21 protein-coding genes are annotated in these 25,112 nt (G+C 60.1%); 15 read left to right on the top strand and 6 right to left on the bottom strand.

Going from position 1 to position 25,112, the window contains the following annotated elements; genetic code table 11:
- The first annotated feature begins 58 nt into the window (after positions 1-58).
- Positions 59-1,234 carry an aspartate aminotransferase family protein gene (locus KGA85_RS22550; protein ID WP_223543383.1) on the top strand — a complete coding sequence of 392 codons (1,176 nt, stop codon included), beginning with the start codon at positions 59-61 and terminating at the stop codon, positions 1,232-1,234.
- An 8-nt stretch (positions 1,235-1,242) separates the two neighbouring features.
- Here the strand turns inward: KGA85_RS22550 and KGA85_RS22545 are convergent, their stop codons facing one another.
- The 4 genes from KGA85_RS22545 to KGA85_RS22530 all read right to left on the bottom strand — a co-directional run bounded on the left by KGA85_RS22545 (position 1,243) and on the right by KGA85_RS22530 (position 3,625).
- Positions 1,243-1,497, bottom strand: a complete 255-nt coding sequence (locus tag KGA85_RS22545) for a Txe/YoeB family addiction module toxin (protein WP_015093589.1) — start codon at positions 1,495-1,497, stop codon at positions 1,243-1,245.
- Positions 1,494-1,748, bottom strand: coding sequence for a type II toxin-antitoxin system prevent-host-death family antitoxin (locus KGA85_RS22540; protein WP_223459208.1), 255 nt, complete (start codon positions 1,746-1,748; stop codon positions 1,494-1,496). The genes KGA85_RS22545 and KGA85_RS22540 overlap by 4 nt, the downstream gene beginning before the upstream one ends.
- 206 nt (positions 1,749-1,954) lie before the next feature.
- Positions 1,955-2,446: an adenylate kinase gene (locus tag KGA85_RS22535; RefSeq protein ID WP_223459210.1), complete on the bottom strand. Its 492-nt coding sequence runs from the start codon at positions 2,444-2,446 to the stop codon at positions 1,955-1,957.
- A 195-nt stretch (positions 2,447-2,641) separates the two neighbouring features.
- Positions 2,642-3,625: a hypothetical protein gene (locus tag KGA85_RS22530; RefSeq protein WP_223537570.1), complete on the bottom strand. Its 984-nt coding sequence runs from the start codon at positions 3,623-3,625 to the stop codon at positions 2,642-2,644.
- Positions 3,626-4,090: 465 nt separating this feature from the next.
- Here KGA85_RS22530 and KGA85_RS22525 point away from each other — a divergent pair, with 465 nt between their 5' ends.
- Positions 4,091-5,239, top strand: coding sequence for a hypothetical protein (locus tag KGA85_RS22525; protein WP_223459214.1), 1,149 nt, complete (start codon positions 4,091-4,093; stop codon positions 5,237-5,239).
- 119 nt (positions 5,240-5,358) lie between these two features.
- Here KGA85_RS22525 and KGA85_RS22520 read toward each other — a convergent pair whose 3' ends face one another.
- Positions 5,359-7,281, bottom strand: a complete 1,923-nt coding sequence (locus KGA85_RS22520) for an alkaline phosphatase D family protein (protein ID WP_223459215.1) — start codon at positions 7,279-7,281, stop codon at positions 5,359-5,361.
- A 204-nt stretch (positions 7,282-7,485) separates the two neighbouring features.
- Here KGA85_RS22520 and KGA85_RS22515 point away from each other — a divergent pair, with 204 nt between their 5' ends.
- The 7 genes from KGA85_RS22515 to KGA85_RS22485 all read left to right on the top strand — a co-directional run bounded on the left by KGA85_RS22515 (position 7,486) and on the right by KGA85_RS22485 (position 13,908).
- Complete coding sequence (locus tag KGA85_RS22515; RefSeq protein ID WP_223448320.1) at positions 7,486-8,466, top strand: quinone oxidoreductase family protein; 981 nt, start codon at positions 7,486-7,488, stop codon at positions 8,464-8,466.
- 13 nt (positions 8,467-8,479) lie between these two features.
- Positions 8,480-9,328, top strand: coding sequence for a TauD/TfdA dioxygenase family protein (locus tag KGA85_RS22510; protein ID WP_007979208.1), 849 nt, complete (start codon positions 8,480-8,482; stop codon positions 9,326-9,328).
- A 114-nt stretch (positions 9,329-9,442) separates the two neighbouring features.
- Positions 9,443-10,495 carry a 3-keto-5-aminohexanoate cleavage protein gene (locus KGA85_RS22505; protein WP_223459217.1) on the top strand — a complete coding sequence of 351 codons (1,053 nt, stop codon included), beginning with the start codon at positions 9,443-9,445 and terminating at the stop codon, positions 10,493-10,495.
- A 92-nt stretch (positions 10,496-10,587) separates the two neighbouring features.
- Complete coding sequence (locus tag KGA85_RS22500; RefSeq protein ID WP_223459219.1) at positions 10,588-11,919, top strand: MFS transporter; 1,332 nt, start codon at positions 10,588-10,590, stop codon at positions 11,917-11,919.
- On the top strand, positions 11,916-12,578 hold the full coding sequence (locus KGA85_RS22495) for a DsbA family oxidoreductase (protein ID WP_223543382.1): 663 nt from the start codon (positions 11,916-11,918) through the stop codon (positions 12,576-12,578). The genes KGA85_RS22500 and KGA85_RS22495 overlap by 4 nt, the downstream gene beginning before the upstream one ends.
- Positions 12,575-12,901: a Rieske (2Fe-2S) protein gene (locus KGA85_RS22490; protein ID WP_057716326.1), complete on the top strand. Its 327-nt coding sequence runs from the start codon at positions 12,575-12,577 to the stop codon at positions 12,899-12,901. Before KGA85_RS22495 ends, KGA85_RS22490 begins: the two co-directional genes overlap by 4 nt.
- Positions 12,898-13,908 carry a YeiH family protein gene (locus KGA85_RS22485; RefSeq protein ID WP_223543381.1) on the top strand — a complete coding sequence of 337 codons (1,011 nt, stop codon included), beginning with the start codon at positions 12,898-12,900 and terminating at the stop codon, positions 13,906-13,908. Before KGA85_RS22490 ends, KGA85_RS22485 begins: the two co-directional genes overlap by 4 nt.
- Positions 13,909-14,047: 139 nt before the next feature.
- Here KGA85_RS22485 and KGA85_RS22480 read toward each other — a convergent pair whose 3' ends face one another.
- Positions 14,048-15,082, bottom strand: coding sequence for an AraC family transcriptional regulator (locus KGA85_RS22480; protein WP_150754899.1), 1,035 nt, complete (start codon positions 15,080-15,082; stop codon positions 14,048-14,050).
- A gap of 355 nt (positions 15,083-15,437) precedes the next feature.
- Here KGA85_RS22480 and KGA85_RS22475 point away from each other — a divergent pair, with 355 nt between their 5' ends.
- From KGA85_RS22475 to KGA85_RS22450, 6 genes are all read left to right on the top strand, one after another.
- Positions 15,438-16,004, top strand: coding sequence for an RBBP9/YdeN family alpha/beta hydrolase (locus KGA85_RS22475; protein ID WP_223459229.1), 567 nt, complete (start codon positions 15,438-15,440; stop codon positions 16,002-16,004).
- Between the two features lie 124 nt (positions 16,005-16,128).
- The gene (locus KGA85_RS22470) at positions 16,129-18,132 is read left to right on the top strand and encodes a DUF1302 domain-containing protein (protein ID WP_223459231.1); all 2,004 of its coding nucleotides are present in this window, start codon (positions 16,129-16,131) and stop codon (positions 18,130-18,132) included.
- Positions 18,133-18,173: 41 nt separating this feature from the next.
- A complete protein-coding gene (locus KGA85_RS22465) occupies positions 18,174-19,532 on the top strand; it encodes a DUF1329 domain-containing protein (RefSeq protein ID WP_223459233.1) in 1,359 nt (452 codons plus the stop codon).
- A gap of 155 nt (positions 19,533-19,687) precedes the next feature.
- On the top strand, positions 19,688-20,779 hold the full coding sequence (locus KGA85_RS22460; protein ID WP_223543380.1) for a WD40/YVTN/BNR-like repeat-containing protein: 1,092 nt from the start codon (positions 19,688-19,690) through the stop codon (positions 20,777-20,779).
- Between the two features lie 16 nt (positions 20,780-20,795).
- The gene (locus tag KGA85_RS22455; protein WP_223459237.1) at positions 20,796-23,315 is read left to right on the top strand and encodes an efflux RND transporter permease subunit; all 2,520 of its coding nucleotides are present in this window, start codon (positions 20,796-20,798) and stop codon (positions 23,313-23,315) included.
- Between the two features lie 6 nt (positions 23,316-23,321).
- Positions 23,322-25,100 carry an acyl-CoA dehydrogenase C-terminal domain-containing protein gene (locus KGA85_RS22450; RefSeq protein WP_223543379.1) on the top strand — a complete coding sequence of 593 codons (1,779 nt, stop codon included), beginning with the start codon at positions 23,322-23,324 and terminating at the stop codon, positions 25,098-25,100.
- Positions 25,101-25,112: the final 12 nt, after the last annotated feature.

Below are 25,112 nucleotides of genomic sequence, written 5' to 3'. Positions count from 1 at the left end.
CCAGCTCGGGTGGCTAACCATACTGCAAAAACACCGACCCCTGCTGGAGCTTGATGTCATGACCGCCGCCTGCCTGATGAGCACTTACCAACCCTTGGCCTTGAGTTTCAACAAGGGCCTGGGCACTCGCCTGTGGGATCAGGCCGGTCGCGAATACCTGGATGCGGTTGCCGGTGTGGCGGTGACCAATGTCGGCCACTCCCACCCGAAAATCGTCGCTGCCATCACTGAACAGGCCGGGTTGCTGCTGCACACCTCGAACCTCTACAGCATCGACTGGCAACAGCGGCTGGCGCAGAAACTGACGCGGCTGGCGGGCATGGACCGGGCGTTCTTCAACAACTCCGGGGCCGAAGCCAACGAAACCGCACTGAAAATCGCCCGGCTGCATGGCTGGCACAAGGGCATCGAGCAGCCGCTGGTGGTGGTCATGGAGAACGCATTCCATGGCCGCACCCTCGGCACCTTGTCGGCCAGCGATGGTCCGGCCGTGCGCCTGGGTTTCAACAAGCTGCCGGGGGATTTCGTCAAAGTGCCGTTCGGCGACCTCGACGCGCTGGACAAGGTGCAACAGGCCTTTGGCTCGCGGATCGTGGCGATCCTGATGGAGCCGATCCAGGGCGAAAGCGGTGTGCAACTGGCGCCACCGGGCTATCTCAAGGCCGTGCGCGAACTGTGCAACCGGCGCTCATGGCTGATGATGCTTGATGAAATCCAGACTGGCATCGGCCGCACCGGCCAGTGGTTCGCGTTCCAGCACGAAGGCATCGTCCCGGACGTCATGACCCTGGCCAAGGGCTTGGGCAACGGCGTGCCCATCGGCGCTTGCCTGGCCCGTGGCAAGGCAGCCGAACTCTTCACGCCGGGCAGCCACGGCAGCACCTTTGGCGGTAATCCGCTGGCCTGCCGGGTCGGTTGCACCGTGCTGGATATCGTTGAAGAACAAGGGCTGCTGGAAAACGCCCGGCTTCAGGGGGAGCGCCTGCTCGAAAGATTGCGCACAGAACTGGCGGGCAACCCGAACGTCTCGCAAATCCGCGGCCAGGGCCTGATGATCGGCATCGAACTCAAGCAACCGATCCGCGACCTGAGCCTGATCGCCGCCCGGGATCACGGTTTGCTGATCAACGTCACGCGGGGCAAGACCATCCGCCTGCTACCGCCGCTGACTATTGATGAGCGGGAGGTGGAGATGATTGTCAGAGGGGTGGGTCGGGTGGTGAAAGCGGGCTGAAGTTCTGCTCAGTAATGGTATCTGCACATCACGACGCGTATTTCGCCGTCTTCAACGGCGTAGACCAGTCGATGTTCAGCCGTTATCCGGCGTGACCAGAATCCGCTCAGGTTATGCTTGAGCGGTTCGGGTTTTCCCAGACCGTCGAAAGGCTCACGCTGGATAGCTTTGATCAACAGGTTGATACGTTTGAGCCCGGCCTTATCGTTCTGCTGGAACCAGAGATAATCGTCCCAGGCTTCAGGGGTGAACTCGATATTCATTCTTCAATCAGTTGCCTGGTTTTTGTTTTGCCCGCTCGCAGGCTACTGATTGATTTGATCAGGCGTTCAGCGTTGGCTGGGGAGCGCAGCAGATAGGCTGTCTCTTCGAGTGCGTTGTATTCGGCCAATGACATCATCACTACCGGCTCGCCTTTCTGGCGGGTTACCAGTAGCGGGGCGCGATCTTCATTCACCCGGTCCATGGTTTGCGCCAGGTGTGCCCGAGCGTTGGTGTAGTTGATGGTTTCCATGTGATTGTCCTCGCTTGATGCAGAGAACGTACAGAAATGAGTACATGTTAGCAAGGCGATACCTACGAGTGGTTGTTACGTGGAAAGTGCATCCACGCTTGTATCGAGTATCGCCGAATGTTCCTCAGGACGTTTCCGTGACTGATGTAATCCCATTCTGAGCTACACGCCATCCATCAGGATTGTCCGACCACAGCTGCAAAAATTTACGAGTGATGAACCAGCGCCGCGATTTCCTCCCGATCCCGCAGACGGATTTTCCCACCGCAAAACTCCTCGAACAGTCGCTGATGCGCCGCAAATCCACTTGACCCCTGCCGCTGGCGATAACTGCCCGCCCACTCCAGCAAGTCGATCAGCAACAGGTCCTGCTCATCGCGCCCGGCCTCGCGTTGTCGAATGTTGGCCACGCAATCCTCGTCCCCGACGCTCAGCCAGATCAGCGCAGTCGCCCGTGGCAGGAGTTCGCAGGCGATCCAGCCATACACGCCTTCGATCACCCAGCGCTCTTGTTCGGCCGCGATCCGCGCCATGGTCAATGCTTCGGCGCGGGGGCGGGGGATGCTGTGTTCGTCGGACAGCCAGTGAATCCAGTCGAGATCGGTCCAGGGCACATGCAGTTGCTCGGCCAGCCGCTGCGCCAGCCAGCTCTTGCCGGAACCGGAGTTGCCGATGATCAGGGTGCGGGTGAGGTCCATGAGCGACTCCGATCAATTGTGGGTACGAACCTGCTCGCGAAAGCGGTGCTTCAGTCAGCATTGATGTTGGATGTGCTGGTCTTACCGCGGGCAAGCCTACAGGTACACCAGAATCCGCCGGCCTGCGCGCCTTGAGGTCTATCGGTAACTTGCCGTGCGTCACTGCTCATCATTTCTGTAAGCCCTTTTATAGTGTCATGTTTTAGACATTGCCGTGATGTGGGAGGCTGTAGTAAGGGCGATCAGGTTGGCTCTGTTGTGAGTCGGGCTTACCTTTACTGTCGGGCTCAGGAAATCTATGTGATAACCAGAAGAACCGTCCCCGATTGCTATATGAACGCCATTAATCCCTTCGTTTAATTGAGAGTTGATTTTGTAGTTAATGCTATTTGCGATTGTGTCGTTTACTCCAATAGCAAACTCAGTCAGCTTGAGGCCTCTAGGCCCTGCTGCAAGATCCAATAGTTTTATGTGTTCATTGCCATTTATTTTCAGTGAGGTGATTGTGTTGTCTTCAATGGTCAATAGTGCACCTTCTACAGATATGCGATCGCTCAACCATTTTAAAGAAATATTTAAGCCTTCTGGTAAAACAGGGTTGGGTCTTCTAAGAACTGTAAGTATTCCGGCTATTTTCAAGGTTCCGTGAAAGGAAAATGGACTCGGATCTTGTGGATTCATGTGAGCATAATGAACTTCAAAAAACTCCGCCACGGAATGAATGAAATCGTTTTCTATATCCTCCGTAATAAAAGCATAAGGCTGAGCGTGAGGGGCTATCGTTATTTGCGCGTCAGCGTCATTTCCAGTCAAGAAAAATGAGTTGTGTGAATTGAGCATGTTCAGTACATGTCTTTGTGTGCTTAGTGCTCGTTGAAAGTCGCTTACCAATAATAGATTGAAACTATAAAGTGCTGCTTTTAAAGTAGGCTCGAATACTTGTGTTGCGCAAAAGATGCTTTTTTTGTGTTTGGTGTTTTTCGCAATTTCAAATGTCTTTTTCGCTGCGTCATTAGTGAATGAAAAGATGATGCTATTTTTGGGGAGACTGTCGATGTCAGAGATGTTGAGTGTCTTGAATCCTAATTTAGAGCACTCTTGGAGGAACTCCTCAAAGTCCGCAATTATGGAAGGCTCTTCTTGACCAAAGAGCGTTGTTATCATCGATCTGGATAACATTGGTACCTCCTTTTTTGTCGGTGGGCGGCAAGAGTGATCTTGACGCCCATTTTCATCGTTTACTCTTCAGTATGAGCCCAAGCTAACGGCGCCCAGCCAAAATTTTCCGGGCCGGAAATTATGCGGGTGAGCTTTTCTTTAACGACATTTTTCTTTTTCATTTGATCATCCTTTTTCATTTTGTTGGTTTTGTGCTCCCAAGTGGTCTTGAGGGGGCGAAATAATTAATACAGATTTTTTTGATGTATTAAATAGGCTGCTTGAGGTTTTTTTAGAATTAATGATGCTCGTGAGGCGTCTTGTAAGAAGCTCTTGGTTATTTGTGTAAGTAGTGGCTGTAGTCCTCTTCTGAAAATTTAGTTTTTCACCGGATTTGGTTGTGATGGACGATCTTAAATCGTTAGGTTGGTCTATGGGGCTCTTTTTGCGAGGGGCTACATTCAATTGTTAATAAGGGGTTGTGTAGTGCAGGAATCAAAGAAATATCTGACAGAGACATCCGTACACCAAGCCTTGTTACTGGCTGATCTAACTGAGCCCGCTACACCCGATCACGCCATTCGATTATTGCTCAAGGAGGTCCTTCAAGGGTTAACGGATAAGGGCTGGCCACAAGCGCAAGTGCAGACGGGGCCGAGAATTGTTTCCGCTGAAGAAAACTACGGATTGCTTGGTTATGACCCATCTGAGATTACGCTTGGAAGTGCACACACTCGATGGGTTGACGAGTGGTCTCTGTTACGGACGCAAACCACTAGCCAAATTCCGTCTGCGCTTCAGCGAGCGGCCAAGCTACGACAACCGGGGCAGTCAATATTATTGGCCGCGCCTGGTATCACTTTTCGTCGCGACAGCCGGGATCGTTGGCATTGTGCGCAGCCGCATCAGATGGATATCTGGGTGCTCGGTGATCCTGATTTGTCGACGCATGAGCATTTACTTTGCCTGGTCGGCGATATCCTCAAATCCGCCGTGCCTGATATGCCTTGGATCTACAGTGATAGTCCGCATCACTACACTGAGGGCGGGATCGAAGTAAATCTGTTGAATGACGGCGTCCCTGTAGAGGTTCTGGAGTGCGGTCGAATTGCCAAATCATTATTGGAGCGACTGAAGATCGATCCTTTGCGTCATGGAGGTCTGGCGCTGGGAATGGGATTGGATCGCTTGACCATGCTGCGCAAAGGCATTCCGGATATTCGTTTGCTGCGTGATCAGAACGAACGAGTACAGGCACAGATGCATGATCTGGATCCGTGGAGCGCCGTCTCTCGGTTGCCTTCGATTACTCGTGATATTTCGTTAGCGGTAACGCCGGGGCTGAGGGAGGAAGTGTTGACTGAAAGGATGTTGCAGGCAGCTGGCGATTGTTCAGATTGGATCGAGGAAATGCAGATCAAAGGGCGCTGGGCGTTCACAGAACTGCCTCTGCAGGCCATTGATCGCCTCGGATTGCTGCCGGGGCAGGAGAATGTGCTGCTACGTGTTGTACTGCGTGATTGTTCGCGATCAATCACCACTGCTGAGGCGAATGCCTTGTATTCGAAAATTCAGGTGGCACTCCATGAAGGTTCGCCGGGTGCGGGTTACAGAATGGATTCCCCCAATATTTAACTGACCTCTTCGCGAGCAGGCCCACAGGATCTGGAAAGAGTACATGCCAGAAATCCAGTGTGTGCGAGCCTGCTCGCCGCACCGTCGCTCCCACAGTTTTTTGTGGTGTCTTCTTTACCTCAATCATCTCCTTCCGGCGCAATCATCCGGGTCTTCGGCGAGCCGTTCGAGTTGTGCTGATAGATGGTCTGCGGCTGCCCCAGGTCATTAAAGAACACCTGCCCGATCCCCGCCGAGTTCCAAAGCCGCTCACCGGCTTCGGCGTGTTCGGGCACGTGGGGCACGATGCGCATGCGGCGACGCTTGGTCAGCCAGTTCAACGGTGAGCGTGGCGAGTACAGCCAGCGGTTGAGGCGGTCGAACCACTCGAGCAGGGTGGCGGGGAATTCGTTCTTGATGCCGCTGCTGGTGATCTGCCAGATGCGCGGCCCGGCCTTGCGATGGCGGATCAGCACTTCGTAGACGAAGGAATAGTGCACATCGCCCGACAGCACCACGTAGTTACCCGGCGTGCGCGAGTGGCGGAAAATGTTCAGGATCACCTGTGCCGCACCGCGATGGGCCATCCAGTTTTCCGCGTCCACCAGAAGTGGATAACCGCACCAGCTGAATACCCGCTGCACGGTTTCAATCAGCTTGACGCCGAAGATCGGCGCCGGTGAAACGATGATCGCGCTCGGGTGGTCCAGCAGTTCCTGTTGCAGTTCGCTCAGGGCTTCCCAGTCGAGCAAGCCGGAAGGTTGCTTGAGGTTCATTTCGCTGCGCCAGCGCCGGGTGCGGGTGTCGATCACCACGATGGCCGGGGTGGTCGGCAGCACGTAATGCCAGTGCTGAAACTTCAGCAGGTCATCGATCAAATCATCCTGACCCGTGCTGTCGAGGTGACGGTCGCGTGCGCTATCGCTCAACGCGCCGGCCTTATCCAGCACTGCGGCGAAAGCATCCGGATTGTTGCCCCAGCCCTGGCACAACATGTACGCCAGCAGCGCGTTGCCGATGATGCGCCGGGAGAACGGATGGCCGTAGGCCGTTTCCTCCCATTGCGCGCTAAGGTTCCAGTCATCGGTGATGTCGTGGTCGTCGAAAATCATCAGCGTCGGCAGATGCGCCAGTGCCCGTGCGACGTTGCCAAGGCCTGCCTTGAAGGCATCGATACGCGTCTGTTCAAGGGCGTAGCGCTTGAGCCGTTCCGGCGTCAGCGTCGGTGCCTGGGGCGCGATCAGGGTCCAGGGCACTGGCGACCAGACCAACAAGTACATGGCCATGACTTCGGCGAAGGTCACCAGGTGATTGTCGGCACTGCTGCTGGTGAAAATCGGCTTGCGCGCGCCACCGAAAAATCGCTCGCGCAGGGTTTCATTGCTTTGCAGTGCCGGCAGCAGATCCGCACGGTGGTAGTAACTGGCCGGATGCTCGTAAAGCCCGGCGCTGTCGCTGACCACGGCGCCTTCGAGGTGTTCCCCGAACAGGCCCAGGCGCTCGATCAAAGCGTGAATCGCCCGCAACATCGGCCCCGCGACATCGTCGGCGTAGACCTGATCGCCCGTCATCATCAGCAGTGCCGGGCGGTCCTTGGCCGCGTGTTCCTGCGCCAGCAGCTGGTCGACGCACAGCAAGCCGTCTGTCGCCGGGTGATGAGGCTTGCGGCAAGAGCCATGCAGCAACTGGTCGACCCGTGCGCGCAGGACGAAGTTCGGGCAACGGGCGTCTCCATACAGCAGGTGCGGCGCCCAGTCGGCGATGCCTTGTTCTGTGTCATCGATCAACAGGTCATAGTCGATCGACTCATCGCAGGGCAGGGCGCAATCGAGGTGCACATCGATCAAGTGCACAAAGGCATGAGCACCCACCGCAATCACCGTGCATTGCCCGGCATCGAGACGGATATCGCCGACGCCCTGCAAGCGCAAGGTCAGCGCCAGCGCCCGGGAACCCACCAGCCACAGCACCAGCCGCGTGGGCTCAAGACGCCGCAACAGCGGGCCCGCCAGGACCGGCGGCAAGGCTTGGTGATCGTCGGGCAGTGGCAGCGTGTCGGGCATCCGGGTTCAAGACTCTTGGGGGATCGAGGCGGGCGATGATAGCGCAGGTGGCGGCGGGACCGGCTAGACGATCCCGTTTCCGCCTGTCACCAAATGAAAAGCCATTGTCGTCTGATGAGAAGCGTCTCAACAGGCCTCGTCCTACAGTCCAATCAGCGCAATTCGATGCAACACGCCCATATTGCAGATTGGAGAATAAGAAAAATGGCCAAAGCCGTACGCTTCTACGAAACCGGTGGTCCCGAAGTTCTACGTTATGAGGACGTCGAAGTCGGCGAACCCGGTCCCGGCCAGGTTCGGCTTCGTCATGTGGCAGTTGGCCTGAACTATGCCGACACCTATTTCCGCAACGGCACCTACCCGATTCCGATGCCCAACGGCATGGGCGTCGAGGCCTCTGGCGTAGTCCAGGCCGTTGGTGAAGGGGTCACCAATGTCGAGGTCGGTGATCGTGTCACCTACACCGGTTTTCTCAACACCCTCGGCGCCTACAGCACCGAGCGCCTGATCCCGGCCGCGCCGCTGATCAAGCTGCCGGAAACCATCAGCTTCGAGACCGCTGCCGCGATGACCATGCGTGGCCTGACGTCTTCGTACCTGATGCGCCGCATCTACGACTTCAAGCCGGGCGACAGCATCCTGTTGCATGCCGCCGCTGGCGGTGTCGGTCTGATCGTTTCGCAGTGGGCCAAACTGCTGGGCCTGAACGTGATCGGTACGGTTTCGACCGAGCAAAAGGCGGAAATCGCCCGGGCTCACGGTTGCGACCATACGATCAATTACAGCCATGAAGACGTCGCCGCTCGAGTTCGCGAATTGACCGACGGTGTGGGCGTCAACGTGGTGTTCGACAGTGTTGGCAAGAACACCTTCATGGGTTCGCTGGATTCGTTGAAACCCCGTGGCCTGATGGTCTGCGTGGGTACCGCATCCGGACCGATCCCGGCGTTCGACCCGGTGATGCTGGCGATGAAAGGTTCGCTGTACCTGACCCGTCCGGCCCTGGCCAACTACATCAGCGACCCGGCCGAAAAAGCCGCCCTGGCTGGCGAGTTGTTCGACCACGTCGGCAGCGGCCGGATCAAGATCGAGATCAACCAGCACTACGCCTTGCAGGATGCCGTGCAGGCCCACCGCGACCTTGAATCTCGCAAGACTACCGGCTCGTCGATTTTCGTCATTTAAGGAGCGGCCAGCCATGAAAGTCGAACAATTGACCTGCAGCATTGGCGCCGAACTGATCGGCGTCAACCTGGCCGACGCGGTGCATGACGACGGTCTGTTTGCCGAGATTCGTGCCCAGTTGCTCAAGCACCGCGTGGTGTTCCTGCGTGATCAGGACATCACCCGCGCCGAGCACGTGGCCTTCGCCCGACGCTTCGGCGAGCTGGAAGATCATCCGGTGGCCGGCAGTGATCCGGATCATCCGGGTCTGGTGCGGATCTACAAGAATCCGGACCAGCCGATGGACCGCTACGAAAACGCCTGGCACACCGACGCCACCTGGCGCGAAGCACCGCCGATGGGCTGCGTGCTGCGTTGCGTGGAATGCCCGCCAGTGGGCGGCGACACCATGTGGACCAACATGGTCCAGGCCTATGCGAACTTGCCGGAAGACGTAAAGGTCAAGATCGCCGACCTGCGTGCCCGCCACAGCATCGAAGCGAGCTTCGGTGCCGCCATGCCGATTGAAAAACGCCTGGCGCTCAAGGCGATGTACCCGGACGCCGAACACCCGGTGGTGCGCACCCATCCGGAAACCGGCGAGAAGGTGCTGTTCGTCAACGCCTTCACCACCCACTTCAGCAACTACCACACCCCTGAGCGGGTGCGTTTCGGCCAGGACGCCAACCCCGGCGCCGGCGAGTTGCTGCGTTACCTGATCAGCCAGGCGTACATCCCTGAGTATCAGGTGCGCTGGCGCTGGAAGCCCAACAGCATCGCCATCTGGGACAACCGCAGTACCCAGCACTACGCCGTCATGGATTACCCGCCGTGCCATCGCAAGATGGAGCGTGCCGGGATTATCGGCGACAAGACGTTCTGATCGAACGCCACCTGCATTCGCATTCGCAGCATTCGCACTCGTAAACACGTCTGCCCGGCACGACCCCGGGTGGGCGGGACAATCATAAGAACTGGCATAAGAACTGGAGTAACCATGCAATTCTTCGACGATTCCCTGCACCCCGAAAACATGGAAAAGGTAGTCATTACCGTGGCCCCGTACGGCCCGGAGTGGATGCCCGAAGACTTCCCGGAAGACATCCCGTTGACCATGGATGAGCAAGTCCAGAAAGCGGTCGAATGCTATGAAGCCGGCGCCACCGTGCTGCACCTGCATGTGCGCGAACTGGACGGCAAGGGCTCCAAGCGCCTGTCGAAATTCAACGAGCTGATTGCCGGTGTGCGTGAAGCCGTGCCGGACATGATCATCCAGGTCGGCGGCTCGATTTCCTTCGCTCCGGAAAGCGATGGCGAAGCGGCCAAGTGGCTGTCCGACGACACTCGCCACATGCTGGCCGAGCTGACGCCAAAACCGGATCAGGTCACGGTCGCGATCAACACCACGCAAATGAACATCATGGAGCTGCTGTATCCGGAATACCTGGAAGGCACCTCCCTGGCCAACCCGATGACCCAGGCTGCCTACAGCGAGATGACCGTACCGGCAGGTCCGGCCTGGGTTGCCGAGCACCTCAAGCGCTTGATGGACAATGGCATCCAGCCGCACTTCCAGCTGACCGGCATGCACGCCATGGAAACCCTCGAGCGCCTGGTGCGCAGGGGCATTTACAAGGGCCCGCTGAACCTGACCTGGATCGGCATCGGCGGCGGTTTCGACGGCCCGAACCCGTTCAACTTCTTCAACTTCATCCACCGCGCGCCGGACGGTTGCACCCTGACCTCCGAATCGCTGCTCAAGAACGTCATGCCGTTCAACACCATGTCGATGGCCATGGGCATGCACCCGCGTGTGGGCAATGAAGACACTATCATTGACCACAAGGGCGACCGTTTCGGCTCGGTTGCACAAATCCAGCAAACCGTGCGCATTGCCCATGAACTGGGCCGTGAAATCGCCACCGGCAAAGAAGCCCGCGAGATCTACCGCATCGGCGTGCAGTACGAAACCATCGAAGAAACCCTGTTGGCCAACGGCATGGCCCCCAACCGCAAGGCTGGGCAGAAAGGTACTCCGCAACGCGGTTGACCGTGGGTCGGGACGAGAGGCCGTGACCTCTCGTCCGCCTGACCGTTACACGCTTGATAACAAAAATAAAACAAAGCTCTTGAGGAGGCTGCATGGCCTTTCACCCAATAGCCGCTGACGATGACGACTCCAGCGGAGTCGGCGTTGCGCGCCAATATGCCTGGATCGTCTTTGCCTTGACGTTCGGTCTGTTGATTTCCGATTACATGTCGCGTCAGGTGCTGAACGCGGTATTCCCCCTGCTCAAGACTGAGTGGGTGTTGAGCGACGGACAGCTCGGTCTGCTCAGTGGCATCGTTGCCCTGATGGTCGGCCTGCTGACGTTTCCCCTGTCGTTGATGGCTGACCGTTTCGGCCGGGTCAAGAGCCTGGCGCTGATGGCGTTCCTGTGGAGCGTGGCGACCCTGGGTTGCGCGTTGGCTCAGGACTACCAGCAGATGTTCATCGCGCGATTCATGGTCGGCGTCGGCGAAGCCGCCTACGGCAGCGTGGGCATCGCCGTGGTGATCTCGGTGTTCCCCAAACACATGCGCGCCACCCTGGCCAGCGCCTTCATGGCCGGCGGGATGTTCGGTTCGGTGTTGGGCATGGCTTTGGGCGGTGCGATTGCCGCCAAGCTGGGCTGGCGCTGGTCGTTCGCCGGCATGTCGCTGTTTGGCCTGTTTCTGGCGGTGCTCTATCCGCTCATCGTCAAGGAGGCGCGCATTGCGCCACAACGTGCCGCGCAGATTGCGAACAAGACGGCCGCCGCGGTCAAGCGTCCGCTGCGCACGCTGTGGTCCAGCCGTTCGGTGGTAGCGACCTACGTCGCCAGCGGTTTGCAGTTGTTCGTCGGCGGTACGGTGATGGTGTGGATTCCCAGCTACCTCAACCGCTACTACGACATGCCTACCGACAAGGCCGGCGGCATGGCGGCGATCATCGTGTTGTGCAGCGGCGCGGGGATGATCCTGTGCGGCATGCTCAGCGATCGGCTGTGTCGCAACTCGCCGGAGCGCAAGGTCAGCCTGGCCATCGGCTTTTGCCTGGGCAGTTGCCTGTTGCTGTCGGCGGCCTTTGCCTTGCAGGCAGGGCCAGTGCAACTGCTGCTGATCTGCCTGGGCATGCTGATTGCCACCGGTACCACTGGCCCCGCCGGTGCGATGGTTGCCAACCTTACCCATTACTCGGTGCACGGTACGGCGTTCGCCACGCTGACCCTGGCCAACAACATGCTGGGGCTGGCGCCCGGGCCGTTCATCACCGGCCGGGTGTCGGACCTCATCGGTCTGCATGCCGCGTTTCAACTGGTGCCACTGGTCAGCCTCGCGGCGGCGGCGGTGTTCTTTTATGCCAAGTGTCATTACCACAAAGATATTGCCCGCCTTCAGGGTCAGAGCGTGCCTGACCCTATCGGTGAAGCCGGGATAGAGGTGAAGTTGTGAGTCGTCGTTTACGTATTGATGTGTTTTTCGATTTTATCTGCCCCTGGTGCCTGATCGGCAAACGCCAACTGGAGCATGCGCAGGTACAGTTTCGCAGTCGCCACCCGGATGTGCAGATCACCACGGTGTGGCATGGCGTGCAGCTGTTGCCTCAGATACCGGTAGAAGGTGAACCCTTCGCCGATTTCTACCGCAAGCGTCTGGGCAATGCCGACGCCGTGGCCATGCGCCAGAACCAGGTACAGCAGGCTGCCGGGGCAGTTGGATTGGCCATTGACCTCAGCCGTATCGAGACGATGCCCAACACCGCGGACGCCCATCGTTTGTTCGAGCGTGCCAGTGCACTGGGCAATGCCAGTCAGCGTGAGATGTTGCTCGAACGACTGTTCGCCGCTTATTTCCTGAGACGCGAAAACCTCGGTTGCCGTGAGACCTTGCTTGCCATTGCCCGCTCCTGCGGCGTCGCCCCGGATGGGGTGCTCGATTGCCTGAAGGGCGATGCCACGCCGTTTGAAGGCTTGCCCGGGGCGAGCAGTGGCGTGCCGAGTTTTCAGTTCGACCGCCGCATGACGGTCGTGGGCGCGCAACCTGCCGAGGCATTGCTCGCAGCCATGAGCCAGGCACTGAAAGAAAGTGATCACGAGCGGCAGCCAGCATGACCCGGCGCATTCCCGTGCCAGCCGGCAAGCACCCGCAGGCCGGTGGCCGGGCGCTGTTCGAGTTCGAAGACAAAAGCCTGGCGCTGTTCAACGTCGACGGGCAGTTGTTTGCCATTGACGACAGCTGCCCGCACCAGGGCTCATCGCTATGCGGAGGGCGTCTTGAGGGTCGGGTGATTCAATGCCTCGCCCATGGTTTGCGCTTCGATTTGCACAGCGGCTACCTGCTCAATTCCAGGCAGGTCAAAGTCACCAACTACCCGGTCGAGATCATCGACGGCCAGGCGTTTATCGTCATCGCATCCGAGGAGTCCGCGCCATGAGCGCCATTGCTCTCACCCGTATCCACAGTCGCACGCGCGAACTGGCACCGGGGTTTATCGTCAGTCTGATTGTCGCGGCCGCCGCGTCGTTCTTGTCCGAGCACTACGGTGCGCCGGTCATGCTGTTTGCCTTGCTGCTGGGCATGGCCCTGAATTTTCTCGCCGATGACGGCCCCTGCAAGGCCGGTGTCGAGTTCACCGCCCGCACCGTGCTGCGCATCGGCGTGGCGCTGCTGGGCATGCGCATCACCCTGGAACAAATGGCGGCGCTGGGCTGGAAGCCGATAGCGCTGGTGGTGATCCTGGTGGTGGTGACCATCAGCGTGTCTGTGATCGCCGCCAAGGCCCTGGGCTTCCAGCGCCTGTTCGGCATGCTCACCGGCGGCGCGACGGCCATCTGCGGCGCCTCGGCGGCCCTGGCATTGGCAGCGGCGCTGCCGAACCATCCGCAGAAAGAGCGCGCCACACTGTTCACGGTCATTGGCGTGTCGGCGTTGTCGACGATGGCGATGATCGTCTACCCGATGATCGCCAACTGGCTGCAGTTGTCACCGCAGGTGGCGGGCGTGTTCCTCGGCGCCACGATCCACGACGTGGCCCAGGTGGTCGGCGCCGGCTACAGCATGTCGACCGAGACCGGCGACACGGCCACGGTGGTCAAGCTGATGCGCGTTGCCATGCTGCTGCCGGTGATCGTCACCGCGGCGATGATCACCCGCATGCAAGGCGCCGACCCGACCGGCAAACGCCCGCCGCTGTTGCCGTGGTTCGCCGTCGGCTTTCTGATTCTGGCCTGCATCAACAGCACCGGATGGATAGCGCCTGCGGTGCAAGGATCGGTCAACGAACTGTCGCGCTGGTGCCTGGTGATTTCCATCAGTGCCCTGGGCATGAAGACCCGGCTCAAGGAGCTGGCGGCGGTCGGGATCAAGCCGATTCTGCTGATGGTCGGGGAGACGGTGTTCCTGGTCGTGCTGGTGCTGTTGTTGCTGCACTGGGGGCTCTGAGCGCGTCACCAATCGTTCGTTTTATGGCAGGGCTGCACGGCGTTGACTCCTCATGCCGTGGGGCTCCAGACCGGTGCTACAAACACCGGTCTTTCGCGGCGACTGTACCAGCAGTCGCCGTTTTTTTTGTGCGGTCGATTCAGAGATCTTTCGGGCCTGCGACAGGTTTTGCTGTGGATTGTTTTTGCGCACGCCATGAAGCCGGCGGCATACCGAACTGGCTAATGAACCACCGCGTAAACGAACTCGCCATCGAGTAGCCAAGCATGTCGGCAATGCGGCTCAGCGGATAATTCGGGTTGTCCAGGTAACGCAGCACCAGGTCGCGGCGCACGTCGTTGATCACGTCGTTGAAGGCGCAGCCGTCGTCCTTGAGGCGGCGTTGCAGAGTGCGCACGTTCATGCCCTGGCTCTGGGCGACCTGTTCGATGGTGGCGCGCCCCATGGGCAGCAGCAGGTAGATGGCCTTGCGCACCTCGAACAGCATCGAGGCGCCTTCGTGGTTCTGCAGCGAGTCGAGGTAGCTCTGGGCGTAGCGGGCCATGGCCGGGTCGGCGTTGGGGTTGGTCACGTCGAGGCTGACGTCAGGGCAGACGATGCCGTTGAACTCGCTGCCGAACTCCAGGTTGCAGCCGAACAGCCGGCGGTGCAGGTGCAGGTTGTCCGGTGGCTGGTGCATGAAGTTGACGCTGTAGGGGTGCCAGTGTGAACCGAGCAGGGCCGAGCACAGCCGGAACATCACGCCGATGGCCAGCTCCGTGGCCTGGCGGCTGGGCATCGGCGATTCGGTGACCACCTCTTCGCGAATGATCACCATCTTGCCGGCCTCTTCAATGAAGATGGCCAGCGAGTCGTTCATCAGGTGCCGGTAATCCACCACGACCTGCAAGGCATCGCGCAGGGTGCGCTGGTGGCTGAGCAGCAGGCTGACCACGCCGAAGTCCGAGAGCTGGCGCGACTCGGCCATGCTCAGGCCGAAGGTCTGGCAGCCGCTGGCGGTGGCCGAGTCTTCCAGCAAGCGGACGGCGGCATCGATCTGGATACGGTGTTCAGGGGCTTGCAGTTGGGCCCTGCTCAGGCCGACAGCGGCCAGCACGTCGCGCGGGTTGAAACCCAGGTACTGGGTGACCTCCAGGTAGTTGGTCAAGACGGCGGCGCGAACAAGCTTGGTCATGCAAAGTCTTCCTTGGGCCGATGGCGATTGGCGTGAGCGTGGCGACTATATCCAGCGTATCAACAGTTGAACAGTTGTCATGTCGTTGATGGTTTTCATGCTGATCGGTCACCCATCCTCTACGCTGCATGGAGCCATCAGCGCTCATCCGTTGATTACAGTGACCTTGCGCCAACCTGCGGGATTTTTCGACCAGCGGTCGCGCTGTCCTGCTGTCTGACAATTTGTCATCAAAAGAAAAGTGCCTGACGTCCAATGTAAAGCGCTTCGGGTGGGCGCTCTTTAATGTCGACCCTACAAAAAGCCTCTGGCGAAAACAGCCAGTCGAGTTATCGAGAAAGCGAAGGTGTTGACCGTGGACAAACTGCAAACAGCCGCCACCATTCTGATCGTTCCGGGTCTGCGCGAGCACGTGGCCGAACATTGGCAAACTTTGCTTGCAGCCAGGCTGAGCAACGTGCGCAGTGTTGCGCCGCTGGAGACCGACAAGCTCGATTGCATGGCCCGTGTGCGGGCGATTCAACACGAACTCGAACAGATCGACGGGCCCGTGATTCTGGTGGCCCACAGCGCCGGCGTGCTGATGGTCGCGCACTGGGCTGCGCACTACAGCCGTCCGATCAAGGGCGCCTTGCTGGCCGCGCCACCGGACCTCGATGCGGTCTGGCCGTCAAACTATCCATCTTCCGAGACCCTGCGTAGCCAGGGCTGGAATCCTCTGCCACAAGGCCCGCTGCCATTTCGCAGCATCGTGGCCGGCAGCACCAACGATCACCTGGCCAGTCTTGCTGCGGTCACCCGCATGGCAGAAGGCTGGGGCGCCGAATTGCTCAACCTGGGCGATGTCGGCCATCTCAATCCGGCCGCAGGATTTGGCCATTGGCAGCAAGCCGAGGCACTCATCCAGGAGCTGGATCGCTAGTACAAGGAGCTGGACTGGCAGTACGCCAACCGGCATTTGCCCTCATTCCTTAAACGCAAACCCGAAGAGGTTTGTGCGAGGGCGGCTGCGCTTAAAACAAATACAAAAAGGCGGAGACAACGCAATGCACAACAATAAGAGTCACGGCTTCACCGCTCCACGCTGCACCTTGCTGGCCTCAGCCATTCTCGCGGCAACCGTACCGGTGGCCCATGCGGCCGAGATCGAGACGGGGAATCCGGACTGGAACGTACGTGTGGATAACACCATCAAGTACAACTACGGCGTGCGCACCGAAAGTGCCGACAAGCGCATGTTGGCAACGCCGAACAACAACGACGGCGACTACAACTTTCGCAAGGCCGGTACCAACATCACCAATCGTATCGACCTGTTGACCGAAATGGATGTGGTCTACAAGAACGCCATGGGTTTTCGCGTCAGCGCCGCCAGTTGGTACGACAAGGCCTATGACAACACCGGCTCCAATTCCAACCCGTTCGTCAACGGCAACGATGCGCGTTCGGGCCTGATCGCCAACGACCCGCGCCTGGCCGGGGTCACCCATGACAACGTCGGCAACGGCAGCCCGCACCTGAGCAACTATGCCCAGCGCTACTACAGCGGTCCTTCGGGCGAAATCCTCGATGCCTTCGTGTTCTACAGCACCGAAGTGGGCGAGGAGTCGATGTTCAGCGTCAAGGCCGGTCAGCACAACGTGTTCTGGGGCGAGACCATTCTCAACCCGGTGCACTCGGTCAGCTATGGCCAGTCCGGCCTCGACCTGGCCAAGCTTGCCGCGTCGCCGGGCACCGAAGCCAAGGAACTGTTCGTTCCGCGTAACCAGTTGTCGATGTCGTTCACCGTCAATCCCGAGCTGACCGTCGGTGCCCAGTACTTCCTCGATTGGGACGCCGCGCGTCTGCCGGAAGCGGGCACTTATTACGGTGGTTCCGATCTGATCGGCTTTGGTGCGCAATCGTTCCTGCTCGGCAACACCAACGCCGTGGTGCCTGGCAGTCCGCTGGGTTGTGGCCTGGCGCCGTGCAACGCGTTGACCAACGTGCGTCGCGGACATGACCTGACACCGGGCAGCAGCGGCGACTGGGGCGTCATGGCCAAGTGGTCGCCGGCCTGGCTGGATGGCACCCTCGGCGTTTACTACCGCGAAACCTCGGAAATCCTGCCGCAAGCCTTTCTGGACGCCAGGGGCATTACCTCGGCCAACCCGAACGGCACCCGTCCGGCGGGACAAGTGCCTGCGGTGATCAACACCCTCAATTCGCTGGACACCGCCACCTATCAACTGGCCTATGCCGACAACATCAAGATCCTTGGCCTGAGCTTGTCCAAGGACGTGGGTGGAGTGAGCGTGGGTTCGGACCTGAACGTTCGTCACAACATGCCGCTGGCCAGTATCCCGGCGATCGTCAGTACCCGCAGCCCGCTGGGCCTGGGTCAAGGGCTTGGTCTGCTGCCTGCACGTACGGACGCCACCGGTGTGGTCTATGACACCCCGAGCCGCGGCGACAGCATGAGCGCCACCGGCGACACCTTGCACTGGACACTCAACGGTCTGATGACCCTGCCGAAAACGCCGGTGTTCGATCAGGCAACTGTGCTTGCCGAGCTGTACTACAGCAACCTGCTCAAGCTCGATAGCAAGAACGAAGCGCTCTACAAGGGCAAGGGCAGCTATCGCGGTATCGACGCGCCGACCCGTGACAACTGGGGTCTGGCAGTCAACTTCACACCGACCTGGTACCAGGTATTCCCGGGTGTCGACCTCAACGCGCCGATGTCGGTCAACGTCGGTCTTGCTGGTGTGTCGCCGGTCTCCGGTGGCGGTGCCAAGGACACCGGTAACTATGCCGTGGGCGTCGGTGCCGTTGTGTACAACAAATACTTTGTCGACCTGAAGTACGTGGACTCCTTTGGCCAAACCGACAAGTGCAACACCAGCGGTGTGAGTACCGGCCCGACCGGTGGTGACGGCTCCACCCCGAACGCCTTTAGCGGCAACGAAAACTACGCCTGTTTCGCCGGCGGCTACTCGTCCTTCTCCGGAGGTGGTGCCACGACTGAGGACCGTGGCGCCGTGTACCTGACGATGAAAACAACATTCTGATTCACCACTGATTTGCTCAATGCAAGCAGGAGAATAACAAGATGAAATTTGTAAAAACCGTGTTGGCCGCTTCGCTGGCCATGGTCCTTGCCGCTCAGGCACAGGCTGCTGTTTCAACTCAGGAAGCTGCCAAGCTGGGCACCAGCCTGACACAGGTAGGGGCTGAAAAAGCCGGGAACGCTGATGGTTCCATTCCTGCCTACAACGGTGGCTTGACCACTGCGCCGGCCAGCTTCAAAGCCGGCGACAGCATGCGCCCGGATCCGTTTGCCAGTGAAAAGCCTGTGCTGGTGATCGACGGCAAGAACGTCGAGCAGTACAAGGGCATGCTCACGGCGACCACGGTAGAACTGGCCAAGCGTTTCCCGACGTTCCGTGTCGACGTGTTCCCGACGCACCGCACCGTGTCGCTGCCTCAAGCGATTCTGGACAACGGCGTGAAGAACGCCAGCGGCGCCAAGTCCCTGGAAGGTGGCCTGGCCATTGACAACGTGCTGCCGGGCATTCCGTTCCCGATTCCGCAGTCGGGCAACGAAGCGATGTGGAACTTCCTGTTGCGTTATCAGGGCGTGAGCATCAGCTCCAAGTACGACTCCTGGAACGTCGACTCCGCGGGCGTTCCTAGCCTGGCGACCACCGGGCAAGCGAACATCTCCTACCCGATCTACGAAAACCTCTCGCAGCCGATCAGCAGTTCCGATGTGTACTACCAGATGAAGCTGGCATACACCGGCCCTGCGCGCCGCGCCGGTGAGGCGATCATGCTCAAGGACGCCGCCAACCCGTTGCAGCAACCGCGTCGCGCCTGGCAGTACTTGCCGGGGCAGCGTCGGGTAAAGCTGGCTCCGAGCCTGGCCTACGACACGCCTAACCCTGGTACCGCTGGCGCGGGCACCTACGATGACGTGTTCGTGTTCAACGGTGCACTGGATCGCTACGACTGGAAACTGGTCGGCAAGCAAGAAATGATCGTGCCCTACAACACCTACAAGCTGACCTACGTCCAGGATCCGAAGTCGCTGACCACCGCCAATCACCTGTCGCCTGACTTCGTACGCTGGGAAAAACACCGTGTATGGGTCGTCGAAGGCAACCTCAAGGCCGGTGCCCGTCACATCTACGCCAAGCGTCGCTTCTACCTCGACGAAGACAGCTGGACCGCTTTGGCCTCGGATCAATATGACGCCCGTGGTCAGCTCTATCGCGGTTCCTTCGCCTTCCTGAGCCAGAGCTATGACAAGCAGGTTCCGGATTCGACGCCCTTCATGATCTACGACCTGGTCGGTGGTTCATACAACATCAACGGTGTAGTCGGCCCGTACGGCGGCATCAAGTACATCGAGCCGCTCTCCAAGGCCCAGTGGTCTTCGGAATCCCTGGCCGGCGCCGGTATTCGCTAAGCCAACCGCATTGTGGGAGCGAGCCTGCTCGCGATGGACGTTAACGATGACGCGTGTTTTCTGGATGCCCGCGTCGCCCACTCGTCCTTCGCGAGCAGGCTCGCTCCTACCAACGGCATGACTTGCAGGGCGCGGTTTTCCGAAGAGGACGCAGTATGTGTTCGTATAAAAATAATATGTTGCAGTTGGCGTTTGGCGTTGTGCTTTGCCTGTCGCAGGGCATCACCCAGGCGGCCGATTACGTTGATGTGCTGGACCTGCCCGCCAGAGTCAGTGCCTTGGCCATCAACAGCCCGTTGTCCGGCATGACCCGTGCCGGCGGGCGCGTGATTACCGTCGGCCAGCGTGGCCATATTCTGTTTTCCGATGATTCGGGAAACCACTGGCAACAGGCCGCCGTACCGGCCAGTGCCGACCTCACTGCGGTGAATTTTCCGACCACCACCCAAGGCTGGGCGGTGGGTAATGACGGCGTGGTGCTGCACAGCAGCGACGCCGGCGCGACTTGGCAAAAGCAACTCGACGGTCGTCAGATCGGCGCCTTGCTGGTCAAGCATTACACGGCGCTGGCCAGCGCCGAACCGGGCAATGAGCAATGGCCGCTGCTGGTCGCCGAGGGCCAGAGGCTAGTCGATCAGGGCGCGGACAAACCGCTGCTTGACGTCTGGTTCGCCAACGACAAAACCGGCTATGTGGTCGGGGTATTCAACCTGATCCTGCGCACCGACGATGGTGGTCTGAGCTGGACGCCATTCCAGGATCGCACCGACAACCCCCAGGGTTTCCACCTCAACGCCATCGCCTCCACCGGCGACAGTCTGTACATCGCGGGCGAGCAAGGCCTGCTGCTCAAATGGGACGACAGCGCCCAACGCTTCAATGCCGTGCCGACGCCTTATCAAGGCAGCTTTTTCGGCGTGCTTGGCAAGCCTGGCGAAGTGCTGATCTACGGTCTGCGCGGCAACGTGTTGCGCAGCACCGACGGCGGCCAGAGCTGGACCGCACTGGACAGCGGCCTGCACGTCAGCATCACCGCGGGCCTGATCGATGCCCGTGGCGATTATCGCTTGTTCACCCAGGGCGGGCAGATGCTGGTCAGCCAAGGGACGGGCGCGCAGTTGCATCTGAAGCAGCAACCGGCACCGACCCCGGTCGCCGGTGCCACCCAGTCCGCCGCTGGCGCGTTGGTGGTAGCGGGCAGCCGTGGCGCCCGGACGCTGTCCGCCGATCCAGCCCTCGAACCCTAAGAGCGAGAACCCAGACATGGGCAATATCAAACAAGACGCCATGCCGGTGATCCGCGAACTGCGGGATTTCGACCAGCGCTCCGGCAACCTCCTCGAACGGCTGGTATTCAACTACCGCCCGCTGTTCATGTTGCTGATGGCGCTCGCCACCGTGGTGCTGGGCTTCATGGCGGTGACTCGCCTGGAGTTGCGCCCAAGCTTCGAAAAAATGATTCCGCAGAGCCAGCCCTATATCCAGAACTTCCTGGAAAACCGCCAGTCGCTGCGCGGTCTGGGCAACTCGGTGCGCGTCGTGGTCGAGAACACCCAGGGCGATATTTTCGACCCCGAATACCTCGACGTGCTCAAGCAGGTCAACGACCAGCTGTTCCTCACCGAAGGCGTCGACCGCGCGTGGATGAAGTCGCTGTGGAGCCCGGCCGTGCGCTGGACCGAAGTCACCGAGGACGGTTTCCAGGGTGGCCCGGTGATGCCCGACAGTTATCAGGGCTCGCCCTCCGACATTGAACAGTTGCGCCAGAACATCTCCCGCGCCGGCCTGGTGGGCAGCCTGGTGGCCAGCGACTTCAAGTCGACCATGCTGATCGTGCCGCTGATGGACAAAGCCGCCGCCGGTGGTCAACGCATCAACTACCACGCGTTCTCGCAGATGCTCGAAGAGCAGTTGCGCGACAAGATCGAATACGCCGGCGACAGCGCTGCGCGTAAATCCGGGGTCGAAGGCACCGGCCATTACAAGGTGCGGGTGATCGGCTTCGCCAAACTCATGGGCGACCTGATCGACGGCCTGATCCAGGTGATGATGTTCTTCGGCCTTGCCGTGGTCACGTCGCTGATCATCATCTACGCCTACACCCGTTGCGTGCGCAGCACCCTGCTGGTGGTCGGCTGCTCGCTGATCGCAGTGGTCTGGCAACTGGGCATCGTCGCCTGGCTCGGCTACGCCATCGATCCGTACTCGGTGCTGGTGCCGTTCTTGATCTTCGCCATCGGCGTGTCCCATGCCGCGCAGAAGATGAACGGCATCATGCAGGACATCGCCCGTGGCACCCATAAACTGATCGCTGCGCGCTACACCTTCCGCCGTCTGTTCATTGCCGGCGTCACCGCGTTGCTGGCCGATGCCGTGGGTTTCGCCGTGTTGATGCTGATCGACATCCCGGTGATCCAGGACCTGGCGATCACCGCCAGTATCGGTGTCGCGGTACTGATCTTCACCTCGCTGTTGCTGATGCCGGTGGCGCTGTCCTACGTCGGCGTCGGTGCCAAGGCCGCCGAGCGTGCGCTGAAAATCGACAACCGCGCAGAGAAGCACAAAGGCTTCGGCAGACTGTGGGACACGCTCGATCGCTTCACCACCGCCAAGTGGGCCACCGGCGCGGTAGTGGTCGCGGTGTTGATGGGCATTGGCGGTTACATGGTCAGCCTGAACCTGAAGATCGGCGACCTGGACAGCGGGGCGCCGGAGTTGCGCGCCGACTCGCGCTACAACCGCGACAACGCCTACATCACCCAGCATTACGCGCTGTCCAGCGACCTGTTCGCGGTGATGATCAAGACCGCGCCGGAAGGCTGCCTGAACTACAAGACCCTGGTCCTCGCCGACCGCCTGGCCTGGGAACTGCAGCAGTATCCGGGCGTGCAGGCGACCGCGTCCTTGGTCAACGCGGTACGCCAGATCACCGCCGGCACCTACGAAGGCAACCCCAAGCTCAACAGCATCCAGCGCAACCAGGACGTGCTGAACTACGCCGCCCAGCAAGCCTCGGTCAACTCGCCGGAGCTGTTTAACACCGACTGCTCGCTGATGCCGGTGATTACCTTCCTCAAGGATCACAAGGCCGAAACCCTGGATGCGGTGGTGGCGATTGCCGACAAGTTCGCCAAGGAAAACAGCACCGCGGATCGCCAGTTCCTGCTCGCCGCCGGCACCGCCGGTATTGAAGCCGCGACCAACATCGTGGTGCGCGAAGCCAACCGCACCATGCTGCTGTACGTGTATGCGGCGGTGACGCTGTTCTGCCTGATCACCTTCCGCAGCTGGCGCGCCACGCTGGTGGCCCTGTTGCCGCTGGTGCTGACCTCGATCCTCTGCGAAGCCTTGATGGTGGCCATGGGTATCGGCGTGAAAGTCGCGACCCTGCCGGTGATCGCCCTCGGCGTGGGCATCGGCGTGGACTACGCCTTGTACCTGCTCAGCGTGCAGTTGCACTTCCAGCGCCAGGGCTTGCCGCTGTCCGAGGCCTACCGCAACGCCGTGTCCTTCACCGGCCGCGTGGTCGGGCTGGTGGGCATCACCCTCGCTGCCGGCGTGGTGTGCTGGGTCTGGTCGCCGATCAAGTTCCAGGCCGACATGGGCATCCTGCTGACCTTCATGTTCCTGTGGAACATGCTCGGCGCGCTGATCCTGATTCCGGCCCTGTCCTACTTCCTGCTGCGCGAACGGGCCCCTCAGCCCGGTTCTGTCGCGGCAACCGAAAACGCTGAATCCACTGAACGTCCCGGCATGCCCCATGCCGTGACCACTTCCGAGTAAGCCAAGATGTCTGATTACAAAGCTCCCCTGCGCGACATGCGCTTCGTACTCAACGAGGTTTTCCAGGTGTCCCGGCTCTGGGCGCAATTGCCCGGCCTGGCCGACGTGATCGATGAAGAAACCGCCGCCGCCATCCTCGAAGAGGCCGGCAAGATCAGCGCCGAAGTGATCGCGCCACTGAACCGCGCCAGCGACGAACAGGGCTGCACCTGGAGCAATGGCTCGGTCAGCGCCCCGGATGGTTTTGCCGAGGCCTATCAAGCCTTCGCCGAAGGCGGTTGGGTGGGTGTCGGCGGTGATCCGCAGTACGGCGGCATGGGAATGCCCAAGGCGATTTCGGCCCAGGTCGAAGAGATGGTCAACTCGGCCAGCCTGTCGTTCGGCCTGTACCCGATGCTGACCGCCGGTGCCTGCCTGTCGATCAAGGCCCACGCCAGTGAAGAACTGAAAGCGGCTTACTTGCCGAACATGTACGCCGGCACCTGGACCGGTTCGATGTGCCTGACCGAAGCCCATTCCGGTACCGACCTGGGCCTGATCCGCACCAAGGCTGAACCCCAGACCGATGGCAGTTACAAGGTCAGCGGCAGCAAGATTTTCATCACCGGCGGTGAGCACGACCTGACCGAAAACATCATTCATCTGGTGCTGGCGCGTCTGCCGGATGCACCGGCCGGGCCGAAAGGCATCTCGCTGTTCCTGGTGCCGAAAGTGCTGGTCAACGCCGACGGATCGCTGGGCGAAAACAACGCGCTGTCCTGCGGTTCCATCGAACACAAGATGGGCATCAAGGCCTCCGCCACCTGCGTGATGAACTTCGACGGCGCCACCGGCTGGATTGTCGACGCACCGAACAAAGGCTTGGCGGCCATGTTCACCATGATGAACTACGAGCGTCTGGGCGTGGGCATCCAGGGCCTGGCGCAGGGTGAGCGTTCGTACCAGAACGCCGTCGCCTACGCCCGTGACCGCCTGCAAAGCCGCGCACCGACCGGCGCGCAGCACAAGGACAAAGCGGCCGACCCGATCATCGTGCACCCGGACGTGCGCCGCATGCTGCTGACCATGAAAGCCTTGAACGAAGGCGGTCGTGCGTTCTCCAGCTACGTGGCCCTGCAACTGGACATCGCCAAGTACAGCGAAGACGCACCGACACGCCAGCGCGCGCAGGATCTGGTATCGCTGCTGACCCCGGTGGCCAAGGCCTTTCTCACCGACATGGGCCTGGAAACCACCCTCCACGGCCAGCAGGTCTTCGGCGGCCACGGCTACATCCGTGAGTGGGGCCAGGAGCAACTGGTGCGCGACGTGCGCATTACCCAGATCTACGAAGGCACCAACGGCGTCCAGTCTCTGGACCTGGCCGGGCGCAAGATCGTCGGCAGCGGCGGGGCGCTCTACCGCTTGTTCGCCTCGGAAATCCGCAGTTTCACGGCCACTGCCTGCGCGGACCTCGGCGAGTTCACCCAGCCGTTGAACGCCGCCGTGGACACCCTTGACGAACTGACCGCGTGGTTGCTCGACCGGGCACAAAACAACCCGAATGAAATCGGCGCGGCCTCGGTCGAGTACCTGCACGTGTTCGGCTACACCGCGTACGCCTACATGTGGGCGCGTATGGCCAAGGCCGTCATGAGCGGCGATGCCGAAGACGATTTCTACACCAGCAAACTGGCCACCGCGCGTTTCTACTTCGCCCGGTTGCTGCCGCGTATCCACTCGTTGAGCGCATCGGCCAAGGCCGGCAGCGACTGCCTCTACGAGCTGCAAGCCGATCAGTTCTGATCGAAAGGACAA

Source organism: Pseudomonas sp. GL-B-12 (genome assembly GCF_019955895.1).
In the GTDB taxonomy this organism is placed as follows: Bacteria; Pseudomonadota; Gammaproteobacteria; order Pseudomonadales; family Pseudomonadaceae; genus Aquipseudomonas.
This window is presented reverse-complemented; position numbering and strand designations above follow the sequence as displayed.

What these genes read in the sequence shown, in the direction of transcription:
- KGA85_RS22550 (WP_223543383.1), top strand. Translation starts at nt 59, where the DNA reads ATGACCGCCGCCTGCCTGATGAGCACTTACCAACCCTTGGCCTTGAGT.
- KGA85_RS22545 (WP_015093589.1), bottom strand. Translation starts at nt 1,497, where the DNA reads ATGAATATCGAGTTCACCCCTGAAGCCTGGGACGATTATCTCTGGTTC.
- KGA85_RS22540 (WP_223459208.1), bottom strand. Translation starts at nt 1,748, where the DNA reads ATGGAAACCATCAACTACACCAACGCTCGGGCACACCTGGCGCAAACC.
- KGA85_RS22535 (WP_223459210.1), bottom strand. Translation starts at nt 2,446, where the DNA reads ATGGACCTCACCCGCACCCTGATCATCGGCAACTCCGGTTCCGGCAAG.
- KGA85_RS22530 (WP_223537570.1), bottom strand. Translation starts at nt 3,625, where the DNA reads ATGTTATCCAGATCGATGATAACAACGCTCTTTGGTCAAGAAGAGCCT.
- KGA85_RS22520 (WP_223459215.1), bottom strand. Translation starts at nt 7,281, where the DNA reads ATGCCCGACACGCTGCCACTGCCCGACGATCACCAAGCCTTGCCGCCG.
- KGA85_RS22515 (WP_223448320.1), top strand. Translation starts at nt 7,486, where the DNA reads ATGGCCAAAGCCGTACGCTTCTACGAAACCGGTGGTCCCGAAGTTCTA.
- KGA85_RS22510 (WP_007979208.1), top strand. Translation starts at nt 8,480, where the DNA reads ATGAAAGTCGAACAATTGACCTGCAGCATTGGCGCCGAACTGATCGGC.
- KGA85_RS22505 (WP_223459217.1), top strand. Translation starts at nt 9,443, where the DNA reads ATGCAATTCTTCGACGATTCCCTGCACCCCGAAAACATGGAAAAGGTA.
- KGA85_RS22500 (WP_223459219.1), top strand. Translation starts at nt 10,588, where the DNA reads ATGGCCTTTCACCCAATAGCCGCTGACGATGACGACTCCAGCGGAGTC.
- KGA85_RS22490 (WP_057716326.1), top strand. Translation starts at nt 12,575, where the DNA reads ATGACCCGGCGCATTCCCGTGCCAGCCGGCAAGCACCCGCAGGCCGGT.
- KGA85_RS22485 (WP_223543381.1), top strand. Translation starts at nt 12,898, where the DNA reads ATGAGCGCCATTGCTCTCACCCGTATCCACAGTCGCACGCGCGAACTG.
- KGA85_RS22480 (WP_150754899.1), bottom strand. Translation starts at nt 15,082, where the DNA reads ATGACCAAGCTTGTTCGCGCCGCCGTCTTGACCAACTACCTGGAGGTC.
- KGA85_RS22470 (WP_223459231.1), top strand. Translation starts at nt 16,129, where the DNA reads ATGCACAACAATAAGAGTCACGGCTTCACCGCTCCACGCTGCACCTTG.
- KGA85_RS22465 (WP_223459233.1), top strand. Translation starts at nt 18,174, where the DNA reads ATGAAATTTGTAAAAACCGTGTTGGCCGCTTCGCTGGCCATGGTCCTT.
- KGA85_RS22460 (WP_223543380.1), top strand. Translation starts at nt 19,688, where the DNA reads ATGTGTTCGTATAAAAATAATATGTTGCAGTTGGCGTTTGGCGTTGTG.
- KGA85_RS22455 (WP_223459237.1), top strand. Translation starts at nt 20,796, where the DNA reads ATGGGCAATATCAAACAAGACGCCATGCCGGTGATCCGCGAACTGCGG.
- KGA85_RS22450 (WP_223543379.1), top strand. Translation starts at nt 23,322, where the DNA reads ATGTCTGATTACAAAGCTCCCCTGCGCGACATGCGCTTCGTACTCAAC.